This is a genomic window from Leisingera sp. ABM4_060 (genome assembly GCF_056158765.1).
In genome coordinates, this window is sequence record NZ_JBSWTX010000001.1 from 2,361,609 (window position 1) to 2,383,392 (window position 21,784).

The following is a 21,784-nucleotide window of genomic DNA, read 5'->3' on the forward strand; positions in this document are numbered from 1 at the left end:
CACGTGCCATAGAAGCCTCCTTCCAGGACGCCCCGCCCCGGGTTGGTTGAACATCTGATGGCAGGTCTCCTGACTCGCGGGTCGAGGCTTTGCTGCGCCTTCCCGCCCTTCTTTGGGGCAGTGGCTTGTGGCAGCATTGCTCTCCGCACACAGTTGCGGGGGCAGTCACGGAATTGGCGCCTGATGGCTACACCTCACCGTGTTCCCTTTTCATCTCCCCGGAAGTGGCCCCGGGGAAAACCATCACTGCCTTGTAAAAGCCCTGTCTCGGCTGTGTCAAGCGCGGGAAACGGCAGGCCTCATGCCACGCCCCACCAGCGCAGGGTCTGATCGCAGTGGCGGCGGATCGCTGCGGCTGCGGCCTGGGCATCGCGGCTTTCCAGGGCTTCGATCACGGCCAGGTGCTCTTCCATGGCCGAGACGATACGGACCTGCAGGAAGGGGCGCGCGTTCTGGATGATCGCAATGCGCATCCGGTTGGCGTTATAGGCCGCAGAAAGCTGAGCGTTTTCCAGCCCCGCTGCCAGGAAATCATGCAGCGACAGATCGACCTGAATAGCCTGCGGCGGCAGATCGCTGCCGGCATTCACACGGGCGGCCTCCAGCATCTGCTGGTGCCGTTCCTTCAGCGCTGCCAGACCGTCATAACTGCCATCTGCAACCCGCCGCCGCGCGCCCTCCTGATCCAGCACCATACGGAAATCAAGACAGTCGCGGATGATCTCCGGGCTTGCCTCCATCACCTGGATGCCGCGTTTCGGCAGGGTGATCAAAAGACCCTGGGAGCTGGCCTGTTTCACGGCTTCGCGCACCGCAGCCAGGGGGTAGTCCAGCAGCGTCACCAGTTGCGGCATCGACAGGAATTGCCCGGCCCGCAGCACCCCGCTGCGCAGGGCAGCCCACAGCGCTTCCTGAGCCTGATCCGCCAATAGCTGAACGTCCTGCGCCTTTCTCATTGCCTGTTCTCCCGCCGTCATTTCACGCACTTGCCTTAAGGTGCTATCTGAAATTCTTTATAGTCTATTTTATAGAATACCTCGTAACATGTTAGGTGCAAGCTCAATTTCGGCACAGGTTGGCGGCCCGCCCGCAGCAGGCCTCACAGATGCCTTCCAAGGGGCTTTAGGGAGGAAACAATGACCGCAACTGATGAAATGCATGTGCATCACGGAGGGACAATGGACCCCGAGGGCAATGCGCTGAACCCCGTCGGCAGCGACGAAAAAACCTGGGGCTGGTTCGCCATCTTCAATATCTGGGCCAATGACGTGCAGTCGCTGTTCGGCTATTCTCTGGTAGCGTCGCTGTTCATTTCCTACGGCGTCGGCGGCTGGACCGCCTTTGCCGCGCTGATTGCGGCCGGGCTGTTTGTGATGTGGATGGTGAACCTGTCCGGCGCCGCGGGCGAGAAATACGGCATCCCCTACCCTGTTCTGGCCCGCGCCAGCCTGGGCACTGAAGGCGCCAAGCTGCCGGCAGTGCTGCGGGCGACGGTGGCGGTGTTCTGGTACGGGGTGCAGGTCTATTTCGCCTCCACCGCACTGGCGCTATTGATCCGCTCAATCACCGGCCTCAGCGGCGGCGCCGAGATCCTTGGCCTCACCGGCATCGATTGGCTGTCCTTCGTGATCGTCTGGGGCTTTCACATCGTGATCTTCTGGCGCGGCATGGGCTGGGTCGAGACTTTCCTGAACATTGCCGGCCCCTTTGTCTATCTGGTGATGATCGGCCTGGTCGTGGTGCTGTGGCAGCGTTCGAACGGGCAGCTGCTTGAGGCCACCGCCACCATCTTTGCCAACCCCGAAGGCACGGTCTGGACCGAGATCAAGGGCTTTGTCGCCATTGTCGGCACCATGGTCGCCTATTTCGCGGCCGTGATGATCAACTTCAGCGACTTCTCGCGTTATGCCAAGAACAAGCCCGCAATGATCCTGGGCAACCTGGCCGGGCTGCCGTTCAACATGATCCTGTTTTCAGCGCTGGCGCTGCTGACCACCGGCGGCGCAGCCGTGGTCTTTGGCGAGGAGATCATCAACCCGACCGAGATCGTCGAGCGCACCGACAGCGTTGTTCTAGGCATCATCGCGGCAATCACCTTCTTTGCCGCTACCGTCGGTATTAACCTGGTGGCCAATTTCATCCCCGCGGTAAACGGCATCGCCAGCCTGGCGCCTGAGAAGATCAGCTTCCGCAAAGCCGGCCTAATCACGTCGCTCTTTGCCCTGGTGATCGGAGGGTTCTGGAACAGCTTCATCAGCCAGTTCGGCATCAGCGGCTTTGTCAATACGCTGGGCGCGACGCTGGCGCCGGTCTTTGGCATCATGATCGTGGACTACTACCTGCTGCGCAAAGAACAGCTGCGCGAGGATGACCTCTATAACATGGAGAGCGGCATCTACCACTACGGCAATGGCTGGCACGGAGCAGCGGTCAAAGCTTTCGGGCTTGCAGCGGTGTTCTCGGTCGCAACCGTCTGGGTGCCGTTACTCGGCTTCCTGTCCGGCTACAGCTGGGTGATCGGCGCCGTGCTTGGGGGTGTAATCTACCACTCCCTGGCCAAGGGGCGGGTCAAAACCTGACGGCTTCCCGTCAACCCGAAGCATTGAATTCAGGCCGGTGAAGGTTCCGCTTCACCGGCCTTTCTGCGCTCGCGGCCGGGACTGCGGCCGGGGCAAATCACCCAGCCACATTTTCGCCGCAGGATCGCGCGCCTTGCGGCGGCAGCCGGCACATTTCCGGCCGCAGCGCCCGGATTTCGCCGCAATTCAGACACAATCCGCGCAAAGCCAGCGCCTGGCAGCAGCTGCATTAACCGTAATTTCAGTTTGTTACGGGGGAACGCGCAAGATCCCGCTTACGCCACGGAAAGACTTGGATCGCCCAAGTGTGGCCACGATAAACTCGTGGTCGAGCAGTAGCTTTCCCAAGAACAAAAGCCATAGCAAGGAGGACCCTAAGCGTGGCCGCTACATCTTTTCCGGAGCCGGTGTTTTCGCAATTGGAAACCCGGCAGTTGACAGGTGCACAGGAAGACATTCTCAGCATTGACCATACAAACAGCCTTGCGCTGAAGGCGGCGACGGTATCGCTGAGTTTTTCGCTGGACCGCCTGCCGGGCGACATGGCGCTGGTGTCCAAGGATGGCAGCGGCGCCGGCAATGGCGACTTCACGCTCTGGGTCAAGGACGGCACCCTGGTCGCCACCCAGTCCGGCGGCGGCGAGACCGAATATCTGAAAGTCCCGGATCTGGTGTTGTCGGCCAATACCACCTACCACATCTCGCTGTCCTTCGGCAAAGACGGGCTGATGATCTGGCTCGACGGCGCGCTGGTGGCGGCGGAGCCTGAGTTCAAGCAGGGCCTGGCCGGCAACAGCAACGCGCTGGTGATCGGCGGCTCGCGGGCCTGGCGCAGCGATCAGGACGATGACGCCCATTCGCTGTTCAAAGGCAGCATCGGCGATGTCCGCATCTTCGACCGCCAGCTGGACGAAAAGGCGCAGATCGCGCTGGCCGGGGCAGCCGGCACCGCAGCGGCTGCAGAAATGGCGGCGGCGATGGAAAAGCTGGCCCCGGCCTTCGGCCAGCTGCACGGCGCCAGCGACACCTTCCTGGACATCCTGGCGGATTACGGCGTCAGCCATCACGGCCACCTCAGCCGCAGCCTCAGCATGATCAGCCGCGGCAGCGGCGACAATGAGGCGGCCGGCAGCGGCGGCGATGACGGCATCAACGGCGGCGGCGGCAATGACAGGATCAGCGGCGAAGGCGGCGAAGACGTGCTGCAGGGCGGCTACGGCAACGACACCCTGCTGGGCGGCAACGGCGCCGATGTGCTGGACGGCGGCCACGGCGAGGACACGCTGAAAGGCGGCAAGGGCAACGACCTCTTGATCAGCCGCGCCGACGGCCGCGAGGGCGCGATCTGGTACGACCCGGACCGCGACGAGGGCGATCCGCTGAACGAGCTGACAAACGGCAAGCTCTACCCGGACCAGCCGGTGCCGGCGGACGACCTGCTGATCGGCGGCAGCGGCGCGGACATCTTTTATTTCCAGACCCTTATCAACGCCAAAAAGCGCTATATCGAGAAGCACACCCGCGATGACGGCAGCATCAACTGGCACGGGGTGGCGGGCGAGAACGACAAGCTGCACGACCATTGGGTCGACATTCTCGGCAATGATGTGGTGCAGGACTTCAGCCGCGCCGAGGGCGACCGCATCGTGATCGAGGGCCACACCACCGAGATCGCCTCGATCACTTATGGCGACCGCAACGGCGACGGGGTGATGGACCATTCGGTGATCCGGCTCTACTCCGACCAGGGCAGCAACGGCGGCGCCCATAACGACGACCGGCTGGGCAAGATCACCGTCTACGGCGATCTGGTGAAACAGTCGGACATCGAGCACACCGCCGCCCCGGCTTATGGCATCGTCAGCAGCATCGCCAGCCTGGACGAGGCCATCGCCCCGCTGAGCGTCTCCGAGAACACCGGCAAAATCAAAGTCGCTAAAGACGCCCTGCCAGACGCCGGGGATTTTGCCGTGCCTGGCGTACGGGCGCCGGTGTTTGTCCTGCCTGGCCAGCATGTGCTGAGCGGGAATGACGGCGATTACCTGAACGCGGGCCATCTGGACAGCCTTGCGCTGAAGGCGGCGACGGTATCGCTGAGTTTTTCGCTGGACCGCCTGCCGGGCGACATGGCGCTGGTGTCCAAGGATGGCAGCGGCGCCGGCAATGGCGACTTCACGCTCTGGGTCAAGGACGGCACCCTGGTCGCCACCCAGTCCGGCGGCGGCGAGACCGAATATCTGAAAGTCCCGGATCTGGTGTTGTCGGCCAATACCACCTACCACATCTCGCTGTCCTTCGGCAAAGACGGGCTGATGATCTGGCTCGACGGCGCGCTGGTGGCGGCGGAGCCTGAGTTCAAGCAGGGCCTGGCCGGCAACAGCAACGCGCTGGTGATCGGCGGCTCGCGGGCCTGGCGCAGCGATCAGGACGATGACGCCCATTCGCTGTTCAAAGGCAGCATCGGCGATGTCCGCATCTTCGACCGCCAGCTGGACGAAAAGGCGCAGATCGCGCTGGCCGGGGCAGCCGGCACCGCAGCGGCTGCAGAAATGGCGGCGGCGATGGAAAAGCTGGCCCCGGCCTTCGGCCAGCTGCACGGCGCCAGCGACACCTTCCTGGACATCCTGGCGGATTACGGCGTCAGCCATCACGGCCACCTCAGCCGCAGCCTCAGCATGATCAGCCGCGGCAGCGGCGACAATGAGGCGGCCGGCAGCGGCGGCGATGACGGCATCAACGGCGGCGGCGGCAATGACAGGATCAGCGGCGAAGGCGGCGAAGACGTGCTGCAGGGCGGCTACGGCAACGACACCCTGCTGGGCGGCAACGGCGCCGATGTGCTGGACGGCGGCCACGGCGAGGACACGCTGAAAGGCGGCAAGGGCAACGACCTCTTGATCAGCCGCGCCGACGGCCGCGAGGGCGCGATCTGGTACGACCCAGACCGCGACGAGGGCGATCCGCTGAACGAGCTGACAAACGGCAAGCTCTACCCGGACCAGCCGGTGCCGGCGGACGACCTGCTGATCGGCGGCAGCGGCGCGGACATCTTTTATTTCCAGACCCTTATCAACGCCAAAAAGCGCTATATCGAGAAGCACACCCGCGATGACGGCAGCATCAACTGGCACGGGGTGGCGGGCGAGAACGACAAGCTGCACAACCATTGGGTCGACATTCTCGGCAATGATGTGGTGCAGGACTTCAGCCGCGCCGAGGGCGACCGCATCGTGATCGAGGGCCACACCACCGAGATCGCCTCGATCACTTATGGCGACCGCAACGGCGACGGGGTGATGGACCATTCGGTGATCCGGCTCTACTCCGACCAGGGCAGCAACGGCGGCGCCCATAACGACGACCGGCTGGGCAAGATCACCGTCTACGGCGATCTGGTGAAACAGTCGGACATCGAGCACACCGCCGCCCCGGCTTATGGCATCGTCAGCAGCATCGCCAGCCTGGACGAGGCCATCGCCCCGCTGAGCGTCTCCGAGAACACCGGCAAAATCAAAGTCGCTAAAGACGCCCTGCCAGACGCCGGGGATCTGGACCTGGAAACTGCGGAACCCCCCGTGTTTGCAATGACCGGCAGCCACAGCTTTGAAGCAGAAGACCGCTCTGCATATGTGTTCGGCCATGACAAAGAGCTGCAGCTGTCCAGCGGCACCATTGCGTTCCGTTTTACGGCTGACAGCCTGTCCAGCTATCAGACGCTGCTGTCCAAGGATGCCTCCGGCAATGGCAAGGGCGGGCATCTGTCGGTCTATCTGGATGAGACCGGAAAACTGACGGTGCGCGTTCAGGACCGGGAGGATTCCTATTACTTCACCGCTGCCAATGCGGTGGAGACCGGCAAGGAATATGATTTCAGCCTGAACTTCGGCAGCAGCGGGGTGGAAATCTACCTCAATGGCGCGCGGATTGCCTATGACACCAAACTGGAGTTTGACTGGACCGGCAACAAGGAAGCATTGATTGCCGGGGCTTCGGGATGGAGCAACACGCCGGGCGGAACGGACAAGATCCACAGCTATTTCGACGGCACAATCAGCGATCTGGCGGTTTTTGATCAGGAGCTGGCCGCGGAAGAGCTGTTCGGCAGCGGTGCCCGCAGCGACTATGCCTATTTCAACAGCCGGATCGACAATTTCCAGTTCAACCGCAACGGCGGCGAAATCGAGATCAGCAAGGGCGGAACAACGCATAGCCTGGATCCGGATGACGCATTCGCCGCCTTCACGGACACCACCGTGCGGGCTGCGGACATTCAGATCGGGTCAAGGAGCCAGGACGAGATCCGCGGGGCAGACGGCGCCGATGCGCTGATCGGCAAAGGCGGCGCGGACCGGATTCTGGGCTATGGCAACGATGACCTTCTGCGGGGCAACAACGGTGACGACAGCCTTTATGGCGGCGATGGCACCGATACTTTGTCCGGCCAGGACGGCGCCGACCTGCTCGCCGGAGGGTTCGGCCACGACACGCTCTTTGGCGGCGACGGCGACGACAGTCTCTATGGCGACAGCGGCAAGGACTGGCTTTATGGCGGTCTCGGCGATGACCGGCTGTACGGGCACGCCTGGAACAACTCGGGGGTGTCAACCAAGGACCGGGCCGTATTCGACGGCAACTACGAGGACTACAGCTTTGAAAGCTACACCTATTACGACTCCAACCGGGGCGGAAACATCACCCGCCTGACCGTCACCGACACCGCCAGCGGCGGGGCCGACGGGTTCTACGAGGGCCGCGACCAGCTGCTGGACATTGATCTGCTCGTCTTTGCCGATCAGACCGTTGCCTTTGACGACCTGATCTGACGGAAGGGCAAATCTTGCCTGCCCCCGGTGCCGCTGGGCGCCGGGGGGGTTACTTCCTGATGGACTTTCGGCCTAGCAACCGGGTTGGCGTGCAGACAGCATTGCGCTGACACGCTCCATGTCCTGGCTCAACGGCCGATCGTCCGCATAAAGCGGCACTACGTCCCGGACCGCCTGGTAAATCCCGTGCAGGCGTTGCGAGCCGCAGGGCTTGCGGGCCAGGTCCCGCGCCTGGGCGCCGCACAACAGTTCAATGGCCAGGATCATTCTTGTATTGCGGATGATGCGCAGCGACTTTTCCGCCGCCGGGGTGGCATGGGTCAGCATGTCCTCCTGCAGCGCTGAGGTGACGCCGCCGGCCAGTGAGGCCGGAAAGGCCAGCATCCGGTTTTCGCCCTTGAGCCCCGCCGCAGTATATTGCGCGATCATAAAACCTGAGCCGCGCCCGGCTTCGGCCCCCAGAAAGGCGGGCAAGCCGCTGACCAGCGGGTTGACCAGACGGTCAACCCTGCGTTCGGCAATGGCGCCCAGCTGTGCAGCGATCATCGCCAGGCGGTCGCCGGCAAAACCAACAGACGCGCCAACGGCATTGGCCTGGCTGTAGACCTCCGGAGCGTCGGGCGTGCCGGCCACGGCGGGGTTGTCGGAGACATAGCGCAGCTCCTGGGTCAGGATCTCGCCGATCTGGTCCAATTCGTCACGGATGGCGCCGTGGACCTGCGGGATGGCCCGCAGGCTGAGCGGATCCTGAGTGCTGAAACTGCCGGCATCCGGGGCATTCATGCCCTCCAGCCAGCGCTGCATGTTCTCGGCGGTGCCGCGCACGCCGGAAGTGTCGCGGAAGGTCTGTCTGCTGCCGTGGAAAGTCATTTCTTGCCGTGCCAGAACCTCATAGGTAAAAGCGCCGGCCGCATCGCCCCATTCCACCAGATCGCGCAGCCTTGCATGGGCCAGCGCGGCCAGGCCGGTGCCGCAGACCGTGCCGTTGACCAGGCTCAGCCCCTCTTTGGCTCCCAGTACCAGCGGCTGGCGGCCCAGGCGCCGCAACGCTTCTGCTCCGGAGATCCGCTCGTCTCCTTGCAGCGCTTCGCCAGCGCCGATCAGCACCAGCCCGATGGCGGCGGTATGGGTCAGATAGCCGACCGAGCCGCGTGACGGCACAACCGGTGCCACCCCCGCGTTGAGCAGCGCCAGCAGGGTCTCGACCGCCTGCCAGGAGATGCCGGACTTGCCCAGCGCGAAGTTGTTGATCTGCGTCGCCATAATGGCCCGCACCCCTTCGGCCTCCAGCGGTTCGCCCACACCGCAGGCATGGCTGAACAGGATGTTGCGGGACAGCGCCGACTGATCCTCGTGACTGATGATCACATCGCACAGCGCCCCGACGCCAGTATTGATGCCATAGCCGCGTATGCTGCCTGCCACCAGACCCTCGACGATCTGCCGGGCATAGCGGATGCGCTGAATTGCGGCTTCAGACAGCTTGAGCTGCGCTCCGCGGGCAACCGCAACAACGTGTTCCGGGGAAAGCGGCTTATCCAGCAGCACCGGTTCCAGCAGGGGCCGGCCCGGCGCAACCGAGGGATCAAACGGCATATTGAAACTCCCGTCTCAGGCGGAAAATGGTGACGGCCGGAAAGGCCTACTGTATTCCGCCCACAACTGTTCACAAGTGTCCATTAAACTTGAAGCCCACTAATGTCTACACAAATATACAATAGTCTGCGCCTACCGGCGCCCGATCAGCACCTGCCCGTCCGTTTCAGATGCGGCTTCCCTGCTGAAGCATTATGTGTATATTTAAATGCAATAAAATTCTTTATTGAGGATGAGAGACAGCATGGCGGCGCCGCGCGCGAACATGAGCTACCGGGACATCAAGCAGGTCGTGCTCGACCGGATTCAGACCCGGATCTGGGCGCCGGACAGCCTGCTGCCAAGCGAAACCGAACTGGCCGAAGAATTCTCCAGCACCCGCACCACGGTGAACCGGGCGTTGCGGGAACTGGCCGAGGAAGGATTTCTGGAACGCAAGCGCAAAGCCGGCACCCGGGTTCTGAATGCGCCGGTGCGCAAGGCCCAGTTCTCGATCCCGCTGGTGCGCGACGAGATCGCCGGGACCGGCGCCGTCTACCGCTATGCGCTGGTGGAACGGGAGCTGCAGGCCGCGCCCGCCTGGCTGTCGGCCCGCCTCGACCTGCCGCAGGACCAGCAGGTGCTGCACGTCAGATGCATGCATTATGCGGACAATGCCCCCTTTCAATACGAGGTCCGCTGGGTAATCCCGGACAGCATTCCCGAGGTTCTTGAGGCGGATTTCTCGCAGTCCGGCCCCAACGACTGGCTGGTGCAGAAAGTGCCCTTTACCAATCTGGAGCTGAGTTTCATGGCTACCAAGGCGGATCAGACTGTGGGGGAGTTCCTGGACGCACCCGCAGGCGACCCCGTGTTCACCGCCGAGCGGATCACCTGGCTGCGCGGCCAGCCGGTGACGCTGGCCAAACTGTTCTTTGCGCCGGGATACAAGATGACCACACATCTGTAATCCGCGCATTCCGAGGATCCGCCCAGCCATGTCCGAACCCGCCTCCGGCATAACCATCCGGCAGTTGCAAATCTTCCTTTCTGCGCTGGAACACCAGAGCTTTGTCCAGGCGGCGGAGCATCTGGGCATGTCCCCTCCCGCGGTCTCAATGCAGATGAGCAAGCTGGGGGAAGCGCTGGGGGTGAAGCTGTTCGAAAAGGAAGGCCGCAGTATCCGGTCCACCGAAGCGGCACACCAGTTGCAGCCGTTTGCCGAAACCATCCGGGCCACCTTGCAGCAGGCGGCAGAAGAAATCAGTGCCAAACAAGAGGCTCGCGACAACAGCGTGCGGGTGGCAATGGTGTCGACTTCGCGGCATTTCGGGCCGCAGCTGTTGCGGGACTTCCAATCGGCTTGGCCCGGCGTCAAGGTCGAGATGCAGATCGCCAACCGCAAGGGTGTACTGGATATGCTGGAAAGCCGCCAGGTGGATCTGGCCATCATGGGGCGGACGCCGCGGCGGTTCGAAGTCGAGGCCTTTGCCTTTGCCAAACACCCTTATGTGCTGGTCAGCCACCCGGATCACCCACTGGCCCGCTCCAGCCGGATTACCCGGGCGGATCTGGTGCCGCACCGGTTTCTGGCGCGGGAGGAAGGATCCGGCACCCGCATGGTGCATGACCATTTTTTCACCGAAGCCGAACTCAGCCTGCCAAGGGCGCAGGAAATGGACAGCAACGCCAATATCAAACAGGCCGTGATGGCGGACCTCGGGCTGGCGTTTCTGTCAGCCCATACCATTGCACTGGAATATGCAGCCGGGAAGTTGTGCGTGCTGGACGCCGAAGGCATGCCCGAAAACCGCGAATGGTACATCCTGCACCCCCGGGGGATCCGGCTGGGCCGGGCGGCGCTGCAGTTCCGCGAGTTCGTGCGCCGCACGGGGCCACGGTTCATGCAGGGCTTCTTTGCCGGAAGCCCCTTTGCGCTTTAACCCCCTGCCCCGGTCAGCGGCGCAGGTCAGCCGTACATATGGGCAAAGGCCAGGTTCAGCCCCGCAGGGGTAGCCGGATTGGGGAACCGCGCGGGGCCGGCAATGCGTCCCTTCAGGGATCTGCGCTTGCGGCGGATGTCCTCTTTCAATTGCTCGGCCACCAGAGCCAGCGACACCAGCGGTGGGAATACCCGGTCGAAGCCGATTGCCCGGAAGGTCCGCTCCACCTCTGCAAAGCCCGGATCGGCGGCCATCAAATTACCGCCCGCATACAAGGTGATCCCCTTCAGCCCGCTTGCCTCGCACAGCGCCCGCAGGCCGCGGCAGGCCGTTTCACCTTGCCCGTAGCTGCAGGAGATCAGGATCGCATCCGCCGCGGTTGACTTGGCTGCCGCAACCAGCGCCTGGTGGTCCTCAGTGACCGCCGGGCCGGTGACCTGTACTCCGTTTTGCTCCAGCCGCTGACGGATGATGCTGCTGCCAAGAATTGGGCAGTCCGCGCCGCTGACGCCAAGAACTGCCTTGAATGCCTCATGCTGACCGAACATGGTCACGCCCCTTTTTGCGTGAATGCAAGTGCTGTTCATGCACGGTTGTTCGGGAGAGGTGATTCATTCAATTGAATTCACTTGTATACCGTAATTAATAAGTGAAAGTTACCTATTTTCCTTAACGCCTCTCTCCGCCCTTGGGGTTTCTTCAAAGGCAGAGTGGCAGAAAACAGTTTTAAACTGGCGTGACAGGCCGCAGGCAGAGCAGGCACGGCCGCCGGAAGCCCCGCGGATTGGCTGCCGCCAGATGATGGCAAATACTTCCAGGTAAAGCTTGGTTTCGGAACCTCGCTTGGTAGTGTGATTTGCGGAATTGAAACCGCCTGTGACACAGAGCCAACTGGCGTGGTTGCCCTGTCTCCGCAACCAGCAGTGCCAGCAGTGCCAGCAGTCAGATAACGCTGATATTACCCGTCAAGTCTGAAAGTTGCAGGTCGAGCAGGGTCAGAACATCCCCCCCTCCAAAGTCAAAGACCACATTCTCTCCAACTTCTTGTGCATGGCTTTCTATGGCCACTTTTGCGGAAGAAAACCCGAAGCCGCCCAGCGCCAATGTATCACTACCGTTGCCGAAATCGACGATCTGATCGGAGGCAAAGCCTTTCTTGAAGATAAAGAGATCCGCACCGGCACCTCCACCTAGCACGTCGTTTCCGGTACCGCCGTCCAGCGAGTCTGATTGATCGCCGCCATAGAGTTTGTCGCTGCCGCTGCCGCCCTTCAGTTCATCGTTGCCCTGGCCACCATAGACAGTATCCCTGCCCCGGCCGCCAAACAAAATATCGCCGTCGTCTTGACCGCTGAGATGATCATTGCCGCGGTGCCCGTAAAGCGTGTCCATGTGGGCACCGCCAAAGAGATGGTCTTCGCCATTGCCGCCGTCGAGAGCGTCATCGCCCTCCCCTCCGTCCAGGGTGTCTGCACTATCACCGCCGTCCAGGGTATCCGCACCATAGGCACCGTAAAGCTTGTCTTTGCCGTCGCCCCCGGTCACCTCATCGTTGCCTTTGCCGCCGTAGATCGTGTCATGGCCTTTTCCGCCAACCAGAGTGTCATAGCCCCCCTGGCCACTGAGGTGATCGTTGCCGCGGTGCCCGGTCAGCGTGTCAGATCCGGAACCGCCCTGCAGCGTGTCGTTGCCCAGGTTTCCGCTCAGCAAGTCGAAGCCTTGGCCGCCAAAGATTTTGTCGTTACCGTCACCGCCTGTAACACTATCGTTACCATCTTGACCGCTAAGGTGGTCGTTTCCGGTATTGCCATCAACCCTGTCGTCTCCGGAGCCGCTGCGTATGGTGTCTTTTCCGGCCCGGCCACTAATTCGGTCGTTGCCGCCTTGAGTGCGGATGTAGTTGCCTGCCGCATTGCCCATGACCTGGTCTTTGCCACTGCCTGAAATCAGGTTCTCCACAACAGTTCCGCGGGCGATGCCGACATTGCCGGTGAGCCCGCCAACATCCGAGAGCCGGCCTTCGCGCAAGTCGATCCGGGAATTGGCAGAGTAACGCGCAAAATTCAGTGTATCTGTACCGCCCTGGTCAGCAACGGTGAGAGCAACAGACCTGCCCTCGAAATGGCGGGCGGTCCTGCTGTTGTCCCCCAGTACGCCGGGCAAATTGCTGCCGCCGCCCCAAGTCGTATCCCCTGCGGTCGCGCTATTGGCACCCGGCCCGCCATAGAGATTCTGGATTGCCAGGACGTCAGCCATCATCGGGGTGAGCAGGTAGGCCCGGCTTGCATCGACAGAGGTGTTATCTTGCTGATCGAAATAAGACATGATCGACATCTGCCAGCTATCGTTGGCAAATGTCTCGCTGCGGCCGTAGGTAGCCGTGCCATTATAGTTGCCCTGATGGCCCAAGCCCAAAGCGTGCCCAATTTCGTGGATGTAGGTCTGGAAGGAATAGCTGTCGATGCTGGTGCCATAGGTCGAAAGCCAACTGGTGCTGATGTTGATTTCGGAGGACAGGATACGGCCCCCGGACACCGAGGACGACGCATAGGCGCCGGAGCGATCATCATCAAAGGTTATATCAGCGCTGCTAGAGGTTTCGGAGAACTCTATCCCGGCCACCAACTCCCAGGCTTCCAAGGCCCAGCGGGCCAGCCTGGCGCCATCTTCGGTCAGATCGGACAAGTTCACTGTGATGATGTTATCACTCGAAACGTCAAAGCGTCTGGCTGACCGGCCGCTGTCCTGCCAATAGCCATGCGTTAGGTAATCTGCCAACTCATCCAATGTGCCTGGTGCCGCCGGCTCAGATACAGAAATCGTATAGCTGCCGGTGCTGCGGTCAATGTACGCACCAGCGCTGATGTAAAAGGTTCCGGATGAGGGAGCAGTGTAGGTCAGGGAGGAATCCAATCCCGGCCCGCTGTCGTCGTTATAGGCAACTTGGCTTCCACTGGCAGAGTGCAACCGGAGATAGGGATCGCTCAGCGTGCCGATACCGCTGCCCGAGCCGGACAGATCAATCGTGTAGGTTTGACCTTCGGTAAGGGTGATGGCGACCCAGTCCCGGTCACCGCTGCTTGAAAGATTTCCCTGAAATGTGTCGCCAGGAGCCATCCGGTAAGAGGTCCAGGTGCCATGACCCGCGTCCGAGACTTCGACGATCCTGGCGGCGTCTATGTTACCGGAGTCATTGGCTGCGGAGCGTTCAATGCAATCTAGACACATGAAAATTCATCCGGTTGACCAGCTTTCGGAATTGGTAAACGCAAAACCATTCAAACAATCAAAAGTAGCGAGGCACATGCGCCCTCAATCAAGGGGGTAAATTATTTTTTAAGACTTTTTCAAGGCTGAATTTTACTACGGGAGGGAACTGCAGCCTGTAAAGCACAAGACAGGACAAGATAAAGGCATGAAACGCCGGATTAATCAGATATTCCCGCGCCGGTTTGAGGGTAAGGAAACAGTCTGTTGAGAGAAGCGGGAGAAGCTCACTGATGCCACGCGCAACGAAAACCCTGTGCGGGAGCTTCCTGCATGGCAAGTCCGTTTCGATCTGAACCGCACAATTGCCAATAGCGGACATATGCCTGGTCCGCCAAAGACAGCCCATCACTGGTCCCCACATCTTCCGCAAAGCCGCCGCCGTCCGCGAAGCCTTGCAGCGGTGCAAACCCCTCCGGCCAACCTTCCTAACCGCCGCATCCGATAACGGGTATCATCCATCCACGGCAAAATCATGCCATGCAGGTGCCCGGCACCCGGCCCGCGGAGCGCCATCAAGGCAGGATTTCTGCTCATTCAGCCATGCATGCCGTTAAACAGGCCGCCGGCCTCGGTCGTGTATCGAAATGCCCGCGCCTTGCCAGCGGGACACCGATAGGCATCCGCAACTGCGTCATAGGTGAAGCCGACCTTCGCATACATGCCCTTGCTCCAGTTGCCCAAGATCTCGGGACCGGGACCGGTCAGGGAGATCCGGTGGTCTGAAACTTCTTTCGGCACACGTTCCGTGTCCTGCTGGTGCTGGATCTCCTGCCGGATCCAGCCACATCACCTCGACGTCGCGCCCGGCTTCCCGCTTTAACAGGCCGCTGAATTAGTCAGGCCAGTGGGACGCTGTTCTCCGTGGTGGAATGAGTTCTCTCATCGGTCTTCCGGATTGGGTGGCTGGAAGCAGGCCTGCGTCCCCCCCTCCAGCCTCATTCCGCCAGCAACCGGGGCAGCCGGGCGAGATTTCCGGCTGCGAGCGTCAGGATGAAGCGCGACTGCACCCGTTCGGCGCCGCGATAGACGGTCTGGGACATGCCGCCAACGGTCTTGGCCCAGCCAAACGCCTCCTCGATCCGTTTGCGGTGCTTCTGGGACAGGGCATAGCCTTTGTGCCGGGTTGTGCGACCGTCGATTGCTGAATGCCGCGCCTTCCTGGCGACGTGCGGGGTGACGCAGGCCTGGCGGAGATCTGCGACGAATTCGGCCGCATCGTATCCCTTGTCGGCTCCCAAGGTCAGCCGCCGGGTCGATCCGGGGGAGTGGCGGTGCAGCATGTCCAGCGCAGCCTTTCGCTCGGCGCGGCCGTCAGCGTGGGTTAGGTCGCCTTGCACAACCAGCCCGTGCCGGTTCTCCATCAGCGCATGCCCCATGAAGCACAGCACCGCACCTGTGCCAGGGGATTTCTTATAGAGCCGTGCGTCCGGGTCGGTGACCGAGGCATGGGTCGCATTCGAACGCTTCTCGCCCTTGAAGTTGACCTCGGGATTTCGGGTGCGGCGGCTGTAGCGGGGCATTGGAGCGGTCTCGGGTTCGGTCTGGGCGGGTTGTGCGGCAGGGGCAATGGATGTCGCGGGCGGGTCATCCGGCCTATCATCGCCGGGCGGCGTGCCCGCCGACTTCGGCTGGAAACTCTTCATCGATGCCCAGGCCTTTATGAGCGTGCCATCGACCGAGAAGTGGTCGTCCGACAGGAGCGGCGCGACCTCGCGATGCGCCAGGATAGCCGCCATCACCTTGCGCGACATGTCGGCCGTCAGCAGCCGGTCGCGGTTCTTGGTGAACACCGTCGGCACCCATACCGGATCGTCGATCCCGAGGCCCACGAACCAGCGGAACAGCAGATTATACTGCATCTGTTCCATCAACTGCCGCTCGGAGCGGATTGAGAACAGGATCTGCAGCAGGCTGGCCCGGATCAGCCGTTCCGGCGGGATCGAGGGGCGGCCGAAATCGGTGTAGACCGCCTCGAAATCGGCATCCAGACTGGCCAGCGCGTCGTTGACCACCTGCCTGATCTTGCGGAGAGGGTGCCGTGCTGGGATGCGCTCTTCCAGATCGACATAGCTGAAAAGCGATCCGCTCGCTTCGTCCGTCCCGCGCATCACCAACCCCCGCCGAAATTGTGCTGAGGGTGAATCATGTTCCTCAGGCCGCGTCGAGAGCCGACTTCTTCAGCAGCCTGCTAAGGGTGAATTCCACGAACTCGTGGCCGTGCGCCCACCGGTGCCAAAGGTCCGGCATCCCTCGCAAGACTACTTTTCAGCTGGCTTTCAGTATGATGCGGCCACGCGAAGGTCGGTCGAGAAATTCATCGGGTACTACTATTCTCATTTCGTTATGGGAACGAACCCCAACAAAATGGTTCGCTCCTTGATTTCCATTTATGAGCACAAAGGGGCCATATTGACAAAAAATATTGAGCGGTTTCCCGATGACAGCGATGGGGCCGCCATTGTTAAAAAATATGATGGCGTTGCGCTGTACAATGCTGAACGGCTTTTCATCTATGAAAGAGAACGCCCGATCGGCGATCGCATCTGGCAAACCGTCGTTTATGCGACGGACTTGAGAGCCTCTAAGTTTTTGTCTGGCCTGACGATGGGGATCGCTACGGACTCTGTTCGCGATATCCATTGTTATCGGGTCGTCTATAATTTCCTGGGGCAGGAGATTGATCTGCGCAACGCTCTAAAGGGCTGCGGCAACATTGATTTGGATTCAAAAACGGTGCCGAAATATGTACGGGACCGCATCACCAATGATATGCGTCCTGGCGAAAACGCCTTTGTGCCCCGCTAAGGTCAAAGAGGAATGGGCATAGCTTTTCTGCCGGGTGTCCTGGCGAAAGACGACCTTAAAGCCGGTTCCCCGGTGCAGGTTTGCTGGACCTAGAATGTGGAGAGGCTTCTGTAGTTGCGTGTGCCGCGCAAACAGGCCGGACACACGTCTGCTTCTGATCAGTGCGAAACCAAATCAGAAATGTCTTGTTATGCAGGAGTTATCCACGCAAGCCGTTCAGCCGTTTCGATCCCGCCGAGTTTCGAACCACCTTTTCGCTGCACGGTGTTTTAGCCCGAAAGGTGCGGAAATAGCCGCCATCTGACATTTATACTTCAATAGCCGCAAAAAGTTGAACGCGGTTAATCTGCTTCAGCTCTTCCCGCAACACGTTTCAGTTCGGATCGAAGAAGGGAAAGAAACGCACCACCGGCTTTCGAAAGGGGTTTATCCTGAGGCACGAGCAGACCGATCTGGTAGCTCACTTTCGGTGCGAACTCGCGCAGAATGCAGCCCTCCGTAAATCCTGAACTGTTCACCGGGTCGACGATGGCGACGCCGCCGCTGGATTTCACGAATTCTGCAACTGATGCAAAATACTGTGCCTCCAGTACGACGTTCCAGCGTGTACCAGCATCCGAAAAGGCGCGGGCGATTTGAAAGGTTGTCATGTGGTCGCGGAACAGAGCGGCAAATGGGACGCCATCAAGCAGTTCAGGCGTCAGGGTCTCATGTGCAGCCAGCGGATGGTCTGGCGGAAGCAGGCATTGGCAAGCGAAAGTGAATTCATCGGCGTTCACTCCGGCGAATTCCGCTGGTTTTTCCGCAATGGCAATATCGAACAGCTGGCTGGGCAGCTGATCGATCACGATATGCGAGCTGCGCGACAGCAGGCGCACCTTCACATCAGGCCGGTCGGTCTGAAACTGGCCAATGAGCCTCGGTAGGAACTTAATCGAGATGCCGGGGAAAGCGGAAATGGTGAGATGGCCAGCTGCTCCGCGGCGCAGCCGCTGCGCAGCATCGCTGGCGCGTCCCACCGCTTCCAGTACCCGCTGAGCTTCGTCATAGAAGATGAGCGCTTCAGGAGTGGGCTGCAGACGGCCGGACTTGCGCAGGAACAGCTTGAAACCCAGCCGGTGCTCCAAGGTGGCAATGGTGTTGCTTACTGCCGGCTGTGAAATCCGCAAGATTTCCGCCGCACGTGTCATGGTGCCTGCGGTCATAATTGCTTGAAAACATTCAATTTCACGTACTTGCATGGATTTACTATAATCAGTGATTATAGTTTATGTAAGTAAAATTATTAGAAGTGATGGCCTGCTAAATTTACCCTGTCCCCGTGAATTCGTTCAGAACTCAAGGGAGGGAATAATGAAGAAATTCCTGGCAACCACAGCACTGGCGGCCTTTGCGGCGTTTGGTGTCTCACAGCCTGTACAGGCGGAAACAAAGTTTGTGACAATCGGAACCGGTGGGCCGACCGGCGTCTACTTCGTAGCCGGCAACGCAATTTGCCGAATGATCCACAAAGAAGCGGCCGAAGGACGTAAGCAGGGGCGTCAGCATGGTTACCGCTGTGCGGCACCATCCTCAAACGGGTCCACATATAACCTGGCCCAGATTTCGCAGGGTGAGTTCGAGTTCGGTGTCTCGCAATCCGATTGGCAGTATTATGCCGTGAACGGCACCTCCGAAAAAGTTGTGAACGATCCTGGCTTCCGCTCCGTGTTCTCAGTGCATCCGGAGCCGTTCCAGCTGATCGTGTCCGCAGACTCCGGGGTCAAATCCTGGGAAGACTTAAAGGGCAAGCGGCTCAACATCGGCAACCCGGGATCCGGGCAGCGCGGCACCACCGAGCTTCTCATGGAGCGCTATGGCACGGGCCGCGACTATTTCGGCTTGGTAACCGAGATGACGTCATCGGAGCATTCCAACGCTTTGTGCGATGGCAACATTGATGCATTCACCTATGTTGTTGGTGTTCCGAACTCGGGCGTTGCGGTGGCAACCGAAGGCTGCGGGGCGCAGATCGTCAGCCTGAACACCGATGTGGAAAAGCAGCTGATCGAAGAACGCCCGTTCTATGCGGCAACAAACATCCCGGCGGGTGTCTATTCCTCGCAGAAAGAAGATGTGACCACCTTTGGCGGCTATGCCACCATCGTCTCGCATGAGAATGTCGATGCAGATCTTGTCTACGAGGTCGTCCGGGCGGTGTTCGAAAACCTGGACGATTTCCGGGCGCTGCACCCGGCCTTCGCCAATCTGGATCCCAAAAGCATGATCCATAACGGTAATTCCGCACCGCTGCATGAAGGTGCGGCCCGATACTACCGCGAGAAAGGCTGGATCGAGTAACGATCTCCTCCCCACTCGATTACAGCTGGTCTCTGCCGTTCAGGCAGAGACCGAATTTTCCTTCAACCCGGAAATCACCATGTCTGATAAATCACTGCAACAAGCTGCAGTTGATGAGGCGTTGAAAGTCGAACGCAGCGACTACTTCGGCCCTTGGCCCAAAACCTTCATCACCGTTGCCGCCCTTTGGTCCCTTTACCAGCTGTGGATCGCATCCCCGGTTCCCTATGCACTTGGCTGGGGCATTTTCGTGGACCTGCCCGCCCGTGGCATTCACCTGGCTTTTGGCCTGTTCCTGTGCTTCCTGCTGTTTCCTGCCAAGTTCGAGCAGGAGCGGGCTGGGAAGGCATGGTTCAGCCTGATCCTGGCAGGGATTTCAGCCGCCTGTGCGCTGTATGTCTGGCTGGGTTATGACGGTATCGTCCTGCGTGCGGGCATCCTGCTTGACCTGGATATTTGGGGCATTTCCGTTCCGTTCGAGGCCGTCCTGTCCGCCGTGGGCATGGCCCTGTTGCTGGAGGCCACGCGCCGGGGCGTGGGGCTGCCTCTGGTTATCGTCTGCGGTATCTTCATGGTTTACTCGCTGTTCGGACCATACATGCCCGAGATCATCGCCCACCGCGGCGTGTCGATCTCTCGGATGACGGGCTACAACTGGCTGACCAGCGAGGCGATTTTCGGGATCCCGATTGCGGTCTCCGTCAGCTACGTGTTCCTGTTTGTGCTGTTCGGCGCCTTCATGGATACCGCAGGTGCCGGCAAGTTCTTCCTGGACCTGTCCTTTGCTGCTGTTGGCAAGTACCGCGGCGGGCCTGCCAAGGCGGCCATTCTGGCATCTGGTCTGACTGGAATGATCTCTGGCTCATCCATTGCCAACACGGTGACAACTGGCGCCTTCACAATTCCGGTGATGAAGAAAACCGGCTTCCCTGGAGACAAGGCCGGGGCGATTGAGGTGTCTGCGTCGATCAACGGGCAGATTATGCCGCCGATCATGGGTGCCTCGGCCTTCATCATCGCGGAATTCATTGGCATCTCCTATTACGATGTGATCGTGCATGCGATGATCCCGGCCTTCATCGCTTATCTCTCGCTGTTCTACATCTCGCATCTGGAAAGCTTAAAGCTGGGTTTGGAAGGCTTGCCCAAGGCTGACTTGCCTGCAATCCGCAAGACACTGAAAGAAGGTGCGTACTTCCTGATCCCGATCGGTATGCTGGTTTACCTTCTGCTTGTCGAACGCTGGAGCCCCGGCAGTGCAGTGTTCTGGTCAATCCTGATGATGGCAGGGATCATCGTTGTGCAGCAGGTTGTGCTGGCGCGCGAACACGGGTTGTCCATCGCCAAGGGCATCCGGTCCGGCGGCATCATTGTCTTCTATTCTCTGGTGGCAGGCGCAAAGTCGATGACTGCGGTGACAGCTGCCGTCGGCGCCGCTGGCATCATCGTGGGTATCGTGTCGTCCACCGGGCTGAACAACGCCATGCTGGGAATTGTCGAAGCGCTGTCGCAGGGCAATATCTACATCCTGTTGGGCTTGGTGGCTGGTGTCAGCATCGTGCTGGGAATGGGCCTTCCAACCACTGCGAACTACATCGTGGTGGCCTCGCTGATGGCCGGTGTGATGGTGGAATTGGGCAATGCCTCGGGCCTGGTGCTGCCGCTGATCGCCGTGCATCTCTATGTCTTCTACTTCGGACTAATGGCGGATGCGACACCCCCGGTGTGCCTGGCTGCCTTCGCCGCTTCGGCCATCTCCGGTGCTGACCCAATGAAGACGGGTGTGCAGTCGTTCAAATACGCGATCCGTACTGCGATTCTGCCTCTGGTGTTCATCTTCAACCCTGAACTGCTGCTGGTCGGAGTCGACAGCATTTGGCACGCCATTCTGGTGTTTATCGTGTCGCTGATTGCGATCTTCGCCTTCTCCTCACTCACTTTGCTGTGGATGTTCGTGCGCCTCAAGCTGGTCGAGGCGGTGCTGCTGGTGTTTGTCGTGGTCAGCCTGTTCCGCCCGGATTTCGTGCTCGACCGTTTCAGCCCGGCCTTTGCGGATGCGCCGCTTGAGAGGGTTGTAAACGGAACAATGCCCGTCGAGGCAGGCCAGAGGATCCGTGTCTATGTGACACGCGAGACCGAATACGGCGACCGTTACAAACTCTTTACTGTCACCGCCCCGCAGGCAGCGGAGAATATAGCATCGGCGATCGGCTTGGAATTGGCCGCAGAGCCGGACGGGCGCGCCAGCGTGACCGATGTTGCCTTTAACGCACCTGCCGAGCAGATCGGCATCACCTGGGGCGACTATGTGACAGCCGTCGGGCTGGAGCAGTCTGGCCGTCCGCCCAAGGAGATCATTTATATTTTCGGTCTCCTGGCCTATGCGGGCGTTGTTCTGATGCAGCGGCGCAGAATGAAAACCAAAAATCCCAAACCAGTGGAAGTGTGA

At 60.4% G+C, this 21,784-nt stretch carries 14 protein-coding genes and 1 riboswitch; of the genes, 7 read left to right on the top strand and 7 right to left on the bottom strand.

Annotation, left to right across the window (positions count from 1 at the left end; genetic code table 11):
• Positions 1 to 42: 42 nt before the first annotated feature.
• Positions 43 to 260: riboswitch (cobalamin riboswitch) on the bottom strand.
• Between the two features lie 39 nt (positions 261 to 299).
• Positions 300 to 956 carry a GntR family transcriptional regulator gene (locus ACXAEH_RS11440; protein WP_475032897.1) on the bottom strand — a complete coding sequence of 219 codons (657 nt, stop codon included), beginning with the start codon at positions 954 to 956 and terminating at the stop codon, positions 300 to 302.
• Between the two features lie 180 nt (positions 957 to 1,136).
• On the opposite strand from ACXAEH_RS11440, the gene ACXAEH_RS11445 reads away from it, so the two are divergent.
• Together ACXAEH_RS11445 and ACXAEH_RS11450 are read left to right on the top strand one after the other, a co-directional pair.
• Positions 1,137 to 2,579, top strand: a complete 1,443-nt coding sequence (locus tag ACXAEH_RS11445; RefSeq protein ID WP_475032899.1) for an NCS1 family nucleobase:cation symporter-1 — start codon at positions 1,137 to 1,139, stop codon at positions 2,577 to 2,579.
• A 380-nt stretch (positions 2,580 to 2,959) separates the two neighbouring features.
• Positions 2,960 to 7,402: a LamG-like jellyroll fold domain-containing protein gene (locus ACXAEH_RS11450; protein ID WP_475032900.1), complete on the top strand. Its 4,443-nt coding sequence runs from the start codon at positions 2,960 to 2,962 to the stop codon at positions 7,400 to 7,402.
• A gap of 72 nt (positions 7,403 to 7,474) precedes the next feature.
• Here ACXAEH_RS11450 and ACXAEH_RS11455 read toward each other — a convergent pair whose 3' ends face one another.
• Positions 7,475 to 8,998: an HAL/PAL/TAL family ammonia-lyase gene (locus ACXAEH_RS11455; RefSeq protein ID WP_475032902.1), complete on the bottom strand. Its 1,524-nt coding sequence runs from the start codon at positions 8,996 to 8,998 to the stop codon at positions 7,475 to 7,477.
• Between the two features lie 244 nt (positions 8,999 to 9,242).
• On the opposite strand from ACXAEH_RS11455, the gene ACXAEH_RS11460 reads away from it, so the two are divergent.
• Complete coding sequence (locus ACXAEH_RS11460; protein WP_475032904.1) at positions 9,243 to 9,947, top strand: UTRA domain-containing protein; 705 nt, start codon at positions 9,243 to 9,245, stop codon at positions 9,945 to 9,947.
• Between the two features lie 28 nt (positions 9,948 to 9,975).
• The gene (locus ACXAEH_RS11465; RefSeq protein ID WP_475032906.1) at positions 9,976 to 10,920 is read left to right on the top strand and encodes a LysR family transcriptional regulator; all 945 of its coding nucleotides are present in this window, start codon (positions 9,976 to 9,978) and stop codon (positions 10,918 to 10,920) included.
• A gap of 26 nt (positions 10,921 to 10,946) precedes the next feature.
• Here the strand turns inward: ACXAEH_RS11465 and glmS are convergent, their stop codons facing one another.
• From glmS to ACXAEH_RS11485, 4 genes are all read right to left on the bottom strand, one after another.
• Positions 10,947 to 11,468, bottom strand: a complete 522-nt coding sequence (gene glmS, locus ACXAEH_RS11470; protein ID WP_475032908.1) for a methylaspartate mutase subunit S — start codon at positions 11,466 to 11,468, stop codon at positions 10,947 to 10,949.
• Positions 11,469 to 11,862: 394 nt separating this feature from the next.
• Positions 11,863 to 14,037 carry a M10 family metallopeptidase C-terminal domain-containing protein gene (locus ACXAEH_RS11475; RefSeq protein ID WP_475032909.1) on the bottom strand — a complete coding sequence of 725 codons (2,175 nt, stop codon included), beginning with the start codon at positions 14,035 to 14,037 and terminating at the stop codon, positions 11,863 to 11,865.
• A 687-nt stretch (positions 14,038 to 14,724) separates the two neighbouring features.
• The gene (locus ACXAEH_RS11480; RefSeq protein ID WP_475032910.1) at positions 14,725 to 14,928 is read right to left on the bottom strand and encodes a hypothetical protein; all 204 of its coding nucleotides are present in this window, start codon (positions 14,926 to 14,928) and stop codon (positions 14,725 to 14,727) included.
• 197 nt (positions 14,929 to 15,125) lie between these two features.
• The gene (locus tag ACXAEH_RS11485; RefSeq protein ID WP_475030626.1) at positions 15,126 to 16,298 is read right to left on the bottom strand and encodes an IS5 family transposase; all 1,173 of its coding nucleotides are present in this window, start codon (positions 16,296 to 16,298) and stop codon (positions 15,126 to 15,128) included.
• Positions 16,299 to 16,401: 103 nt separating this feature from the next.
• On the opposite strand from ACXAEH_RS11485, the gene ACXAEH_RS11490 reads away from it, so the two are divergent.
• Positions 16,402 to 16,995 carry a hypothetical protein gene (locus ACXAEH_RS11490; protein ID WP_475032912.1) on the top strand — a complete coding sequence of 198 codons (594 nt, stop codon included), beginning with the start codon at positions 16,402 to 16,404 and terminating at the stop codon, positions 16,993 to 16,995.
• A gap of 341 nt (positions 16,996 to 17,336) precedes the next feature.
• Here ACXAEH_RS11490 and ACXAEH_RS11495 read toward each other — a convergent pair whose 3' ends face one another.
• The gene (locus tag ACXAEH_RS11495; protein ID WP_475032913.1) at positions 17,337 to 18,236 is read right to left on the bottom strand and encodes a LysR substrate-binding domain-containing protein; all 900 of its coding nucleotides are present in this window, start codon (positions 18,234 to 18,236) and stop codon (positions 17,337 to 17,339) included.
• 112 nt (positions 18,237 to 18,348) lie between these two features.
• Between ACXAEH_RS11495 and ACXAEH_RS11500 the strand changes: the two genes are divergently transcribed.
• Positions 18,349 to 19,335 (top strand): TAXI family TRAP transporter solute-binding subunit, encoded by a 987-nt coding sequence (locus ACXAEH_RS11500; protein WP_475032914.1) that lies wholly within the window; start codon positions 18,349 to 18,351, stop codon positions 19,333 to 19,335.
• A 79-nt stretch (positions 19,336 to 19,414) separates the two neighbouring features.
• Positions 19,415 to 21,784: a TRAP transporter fused permease subunit gene (locus ACXAEH_RS11505; RefSeq protein ID WP_475032915.1), complete on the top strand. Its 2,370-nt coding sequence runs from the start codon at positions 19,415 to 19,417 to the stop codon at positions 21,782 to 21,784.

Coding starts and splice junctions, on each gene's coding strand:
- ACXAEH_RS11485 (WP_475030626.1), bottom strand. CDS start 16,298: ATGCGCGGGACGGACGAAGCGAGCGGATCGCTTTTCAGCTATGTCGAT.
- ACXAEH_RS11465 (WP_475032906.1), top strand. CDS start 9,976: ATGTCCGAACCCGCCTCCGGCATAACCATCCGGCAGTTGCAAATCTTC.
- ACXAEH_RS11475 (WP_475032909.1), bottom strand. CDS start 14,037: ATGGCTCCTGGCGACACATTTCAGGGAAATCTTTCAAGCAGCGGTGAC.
- ACXAEH_RS11495 (WP_475032913.1), bottom strand. CDS start 18,236: ATGCAAGTACGTGAAATTGAATGTTTTCAAGCAATTATGACCGCAGGC.
- ACXAEH_RS11445 (WP_475032899.1), top strand. CDS start 1,137: ATGACCGCAACTGATGAAATGCATGTGCATCACGGAGGGACAATGGAC.
- ACXAEH_RS11505 (WP_475032915.1), top strand. CDS start 19,415: ATGTCTGATAAATCACTGCAACAAGCTGCAGTTGATGAGGCGTTGAAA.
- ACXAEH_RS11440 (WP_475032897.1), bottom strand. CDS start 956: ATGAGAAAGGCGCAGGACGTTCAGCTATTGGCGGATCAGGCTCAGGAA.
- ACXAEH_RS11500 (WP_475032914.1), top strand. CDS start 18,349: ATGAAGAAATTCCTGGCAACCACAGCACTGGCGGCCTTTGCGGCGTTT.
- ACXAEH_RS11460 (WP_475032904.1), top strand. CDS start 9,243: ATGGCGGCGCCGCGCGCGAACATGAGCTACCGGGACATCAAGCAGGTC.
- glmS (WP_475032908.1), bottom strand. CDS start 11,468: ATGTTCGGTCAGCATGAGGCATTCAAGGCAGTTCTTGGCGTCAGCGGC.
- ACXAEH_RS11455 (WP_475032902.1), bottom strand. CDS start 8,998: ATGCCGTTTGATCCCTCGGTTGCGCCGGGCCGGCCCCTGCTGGAACCG.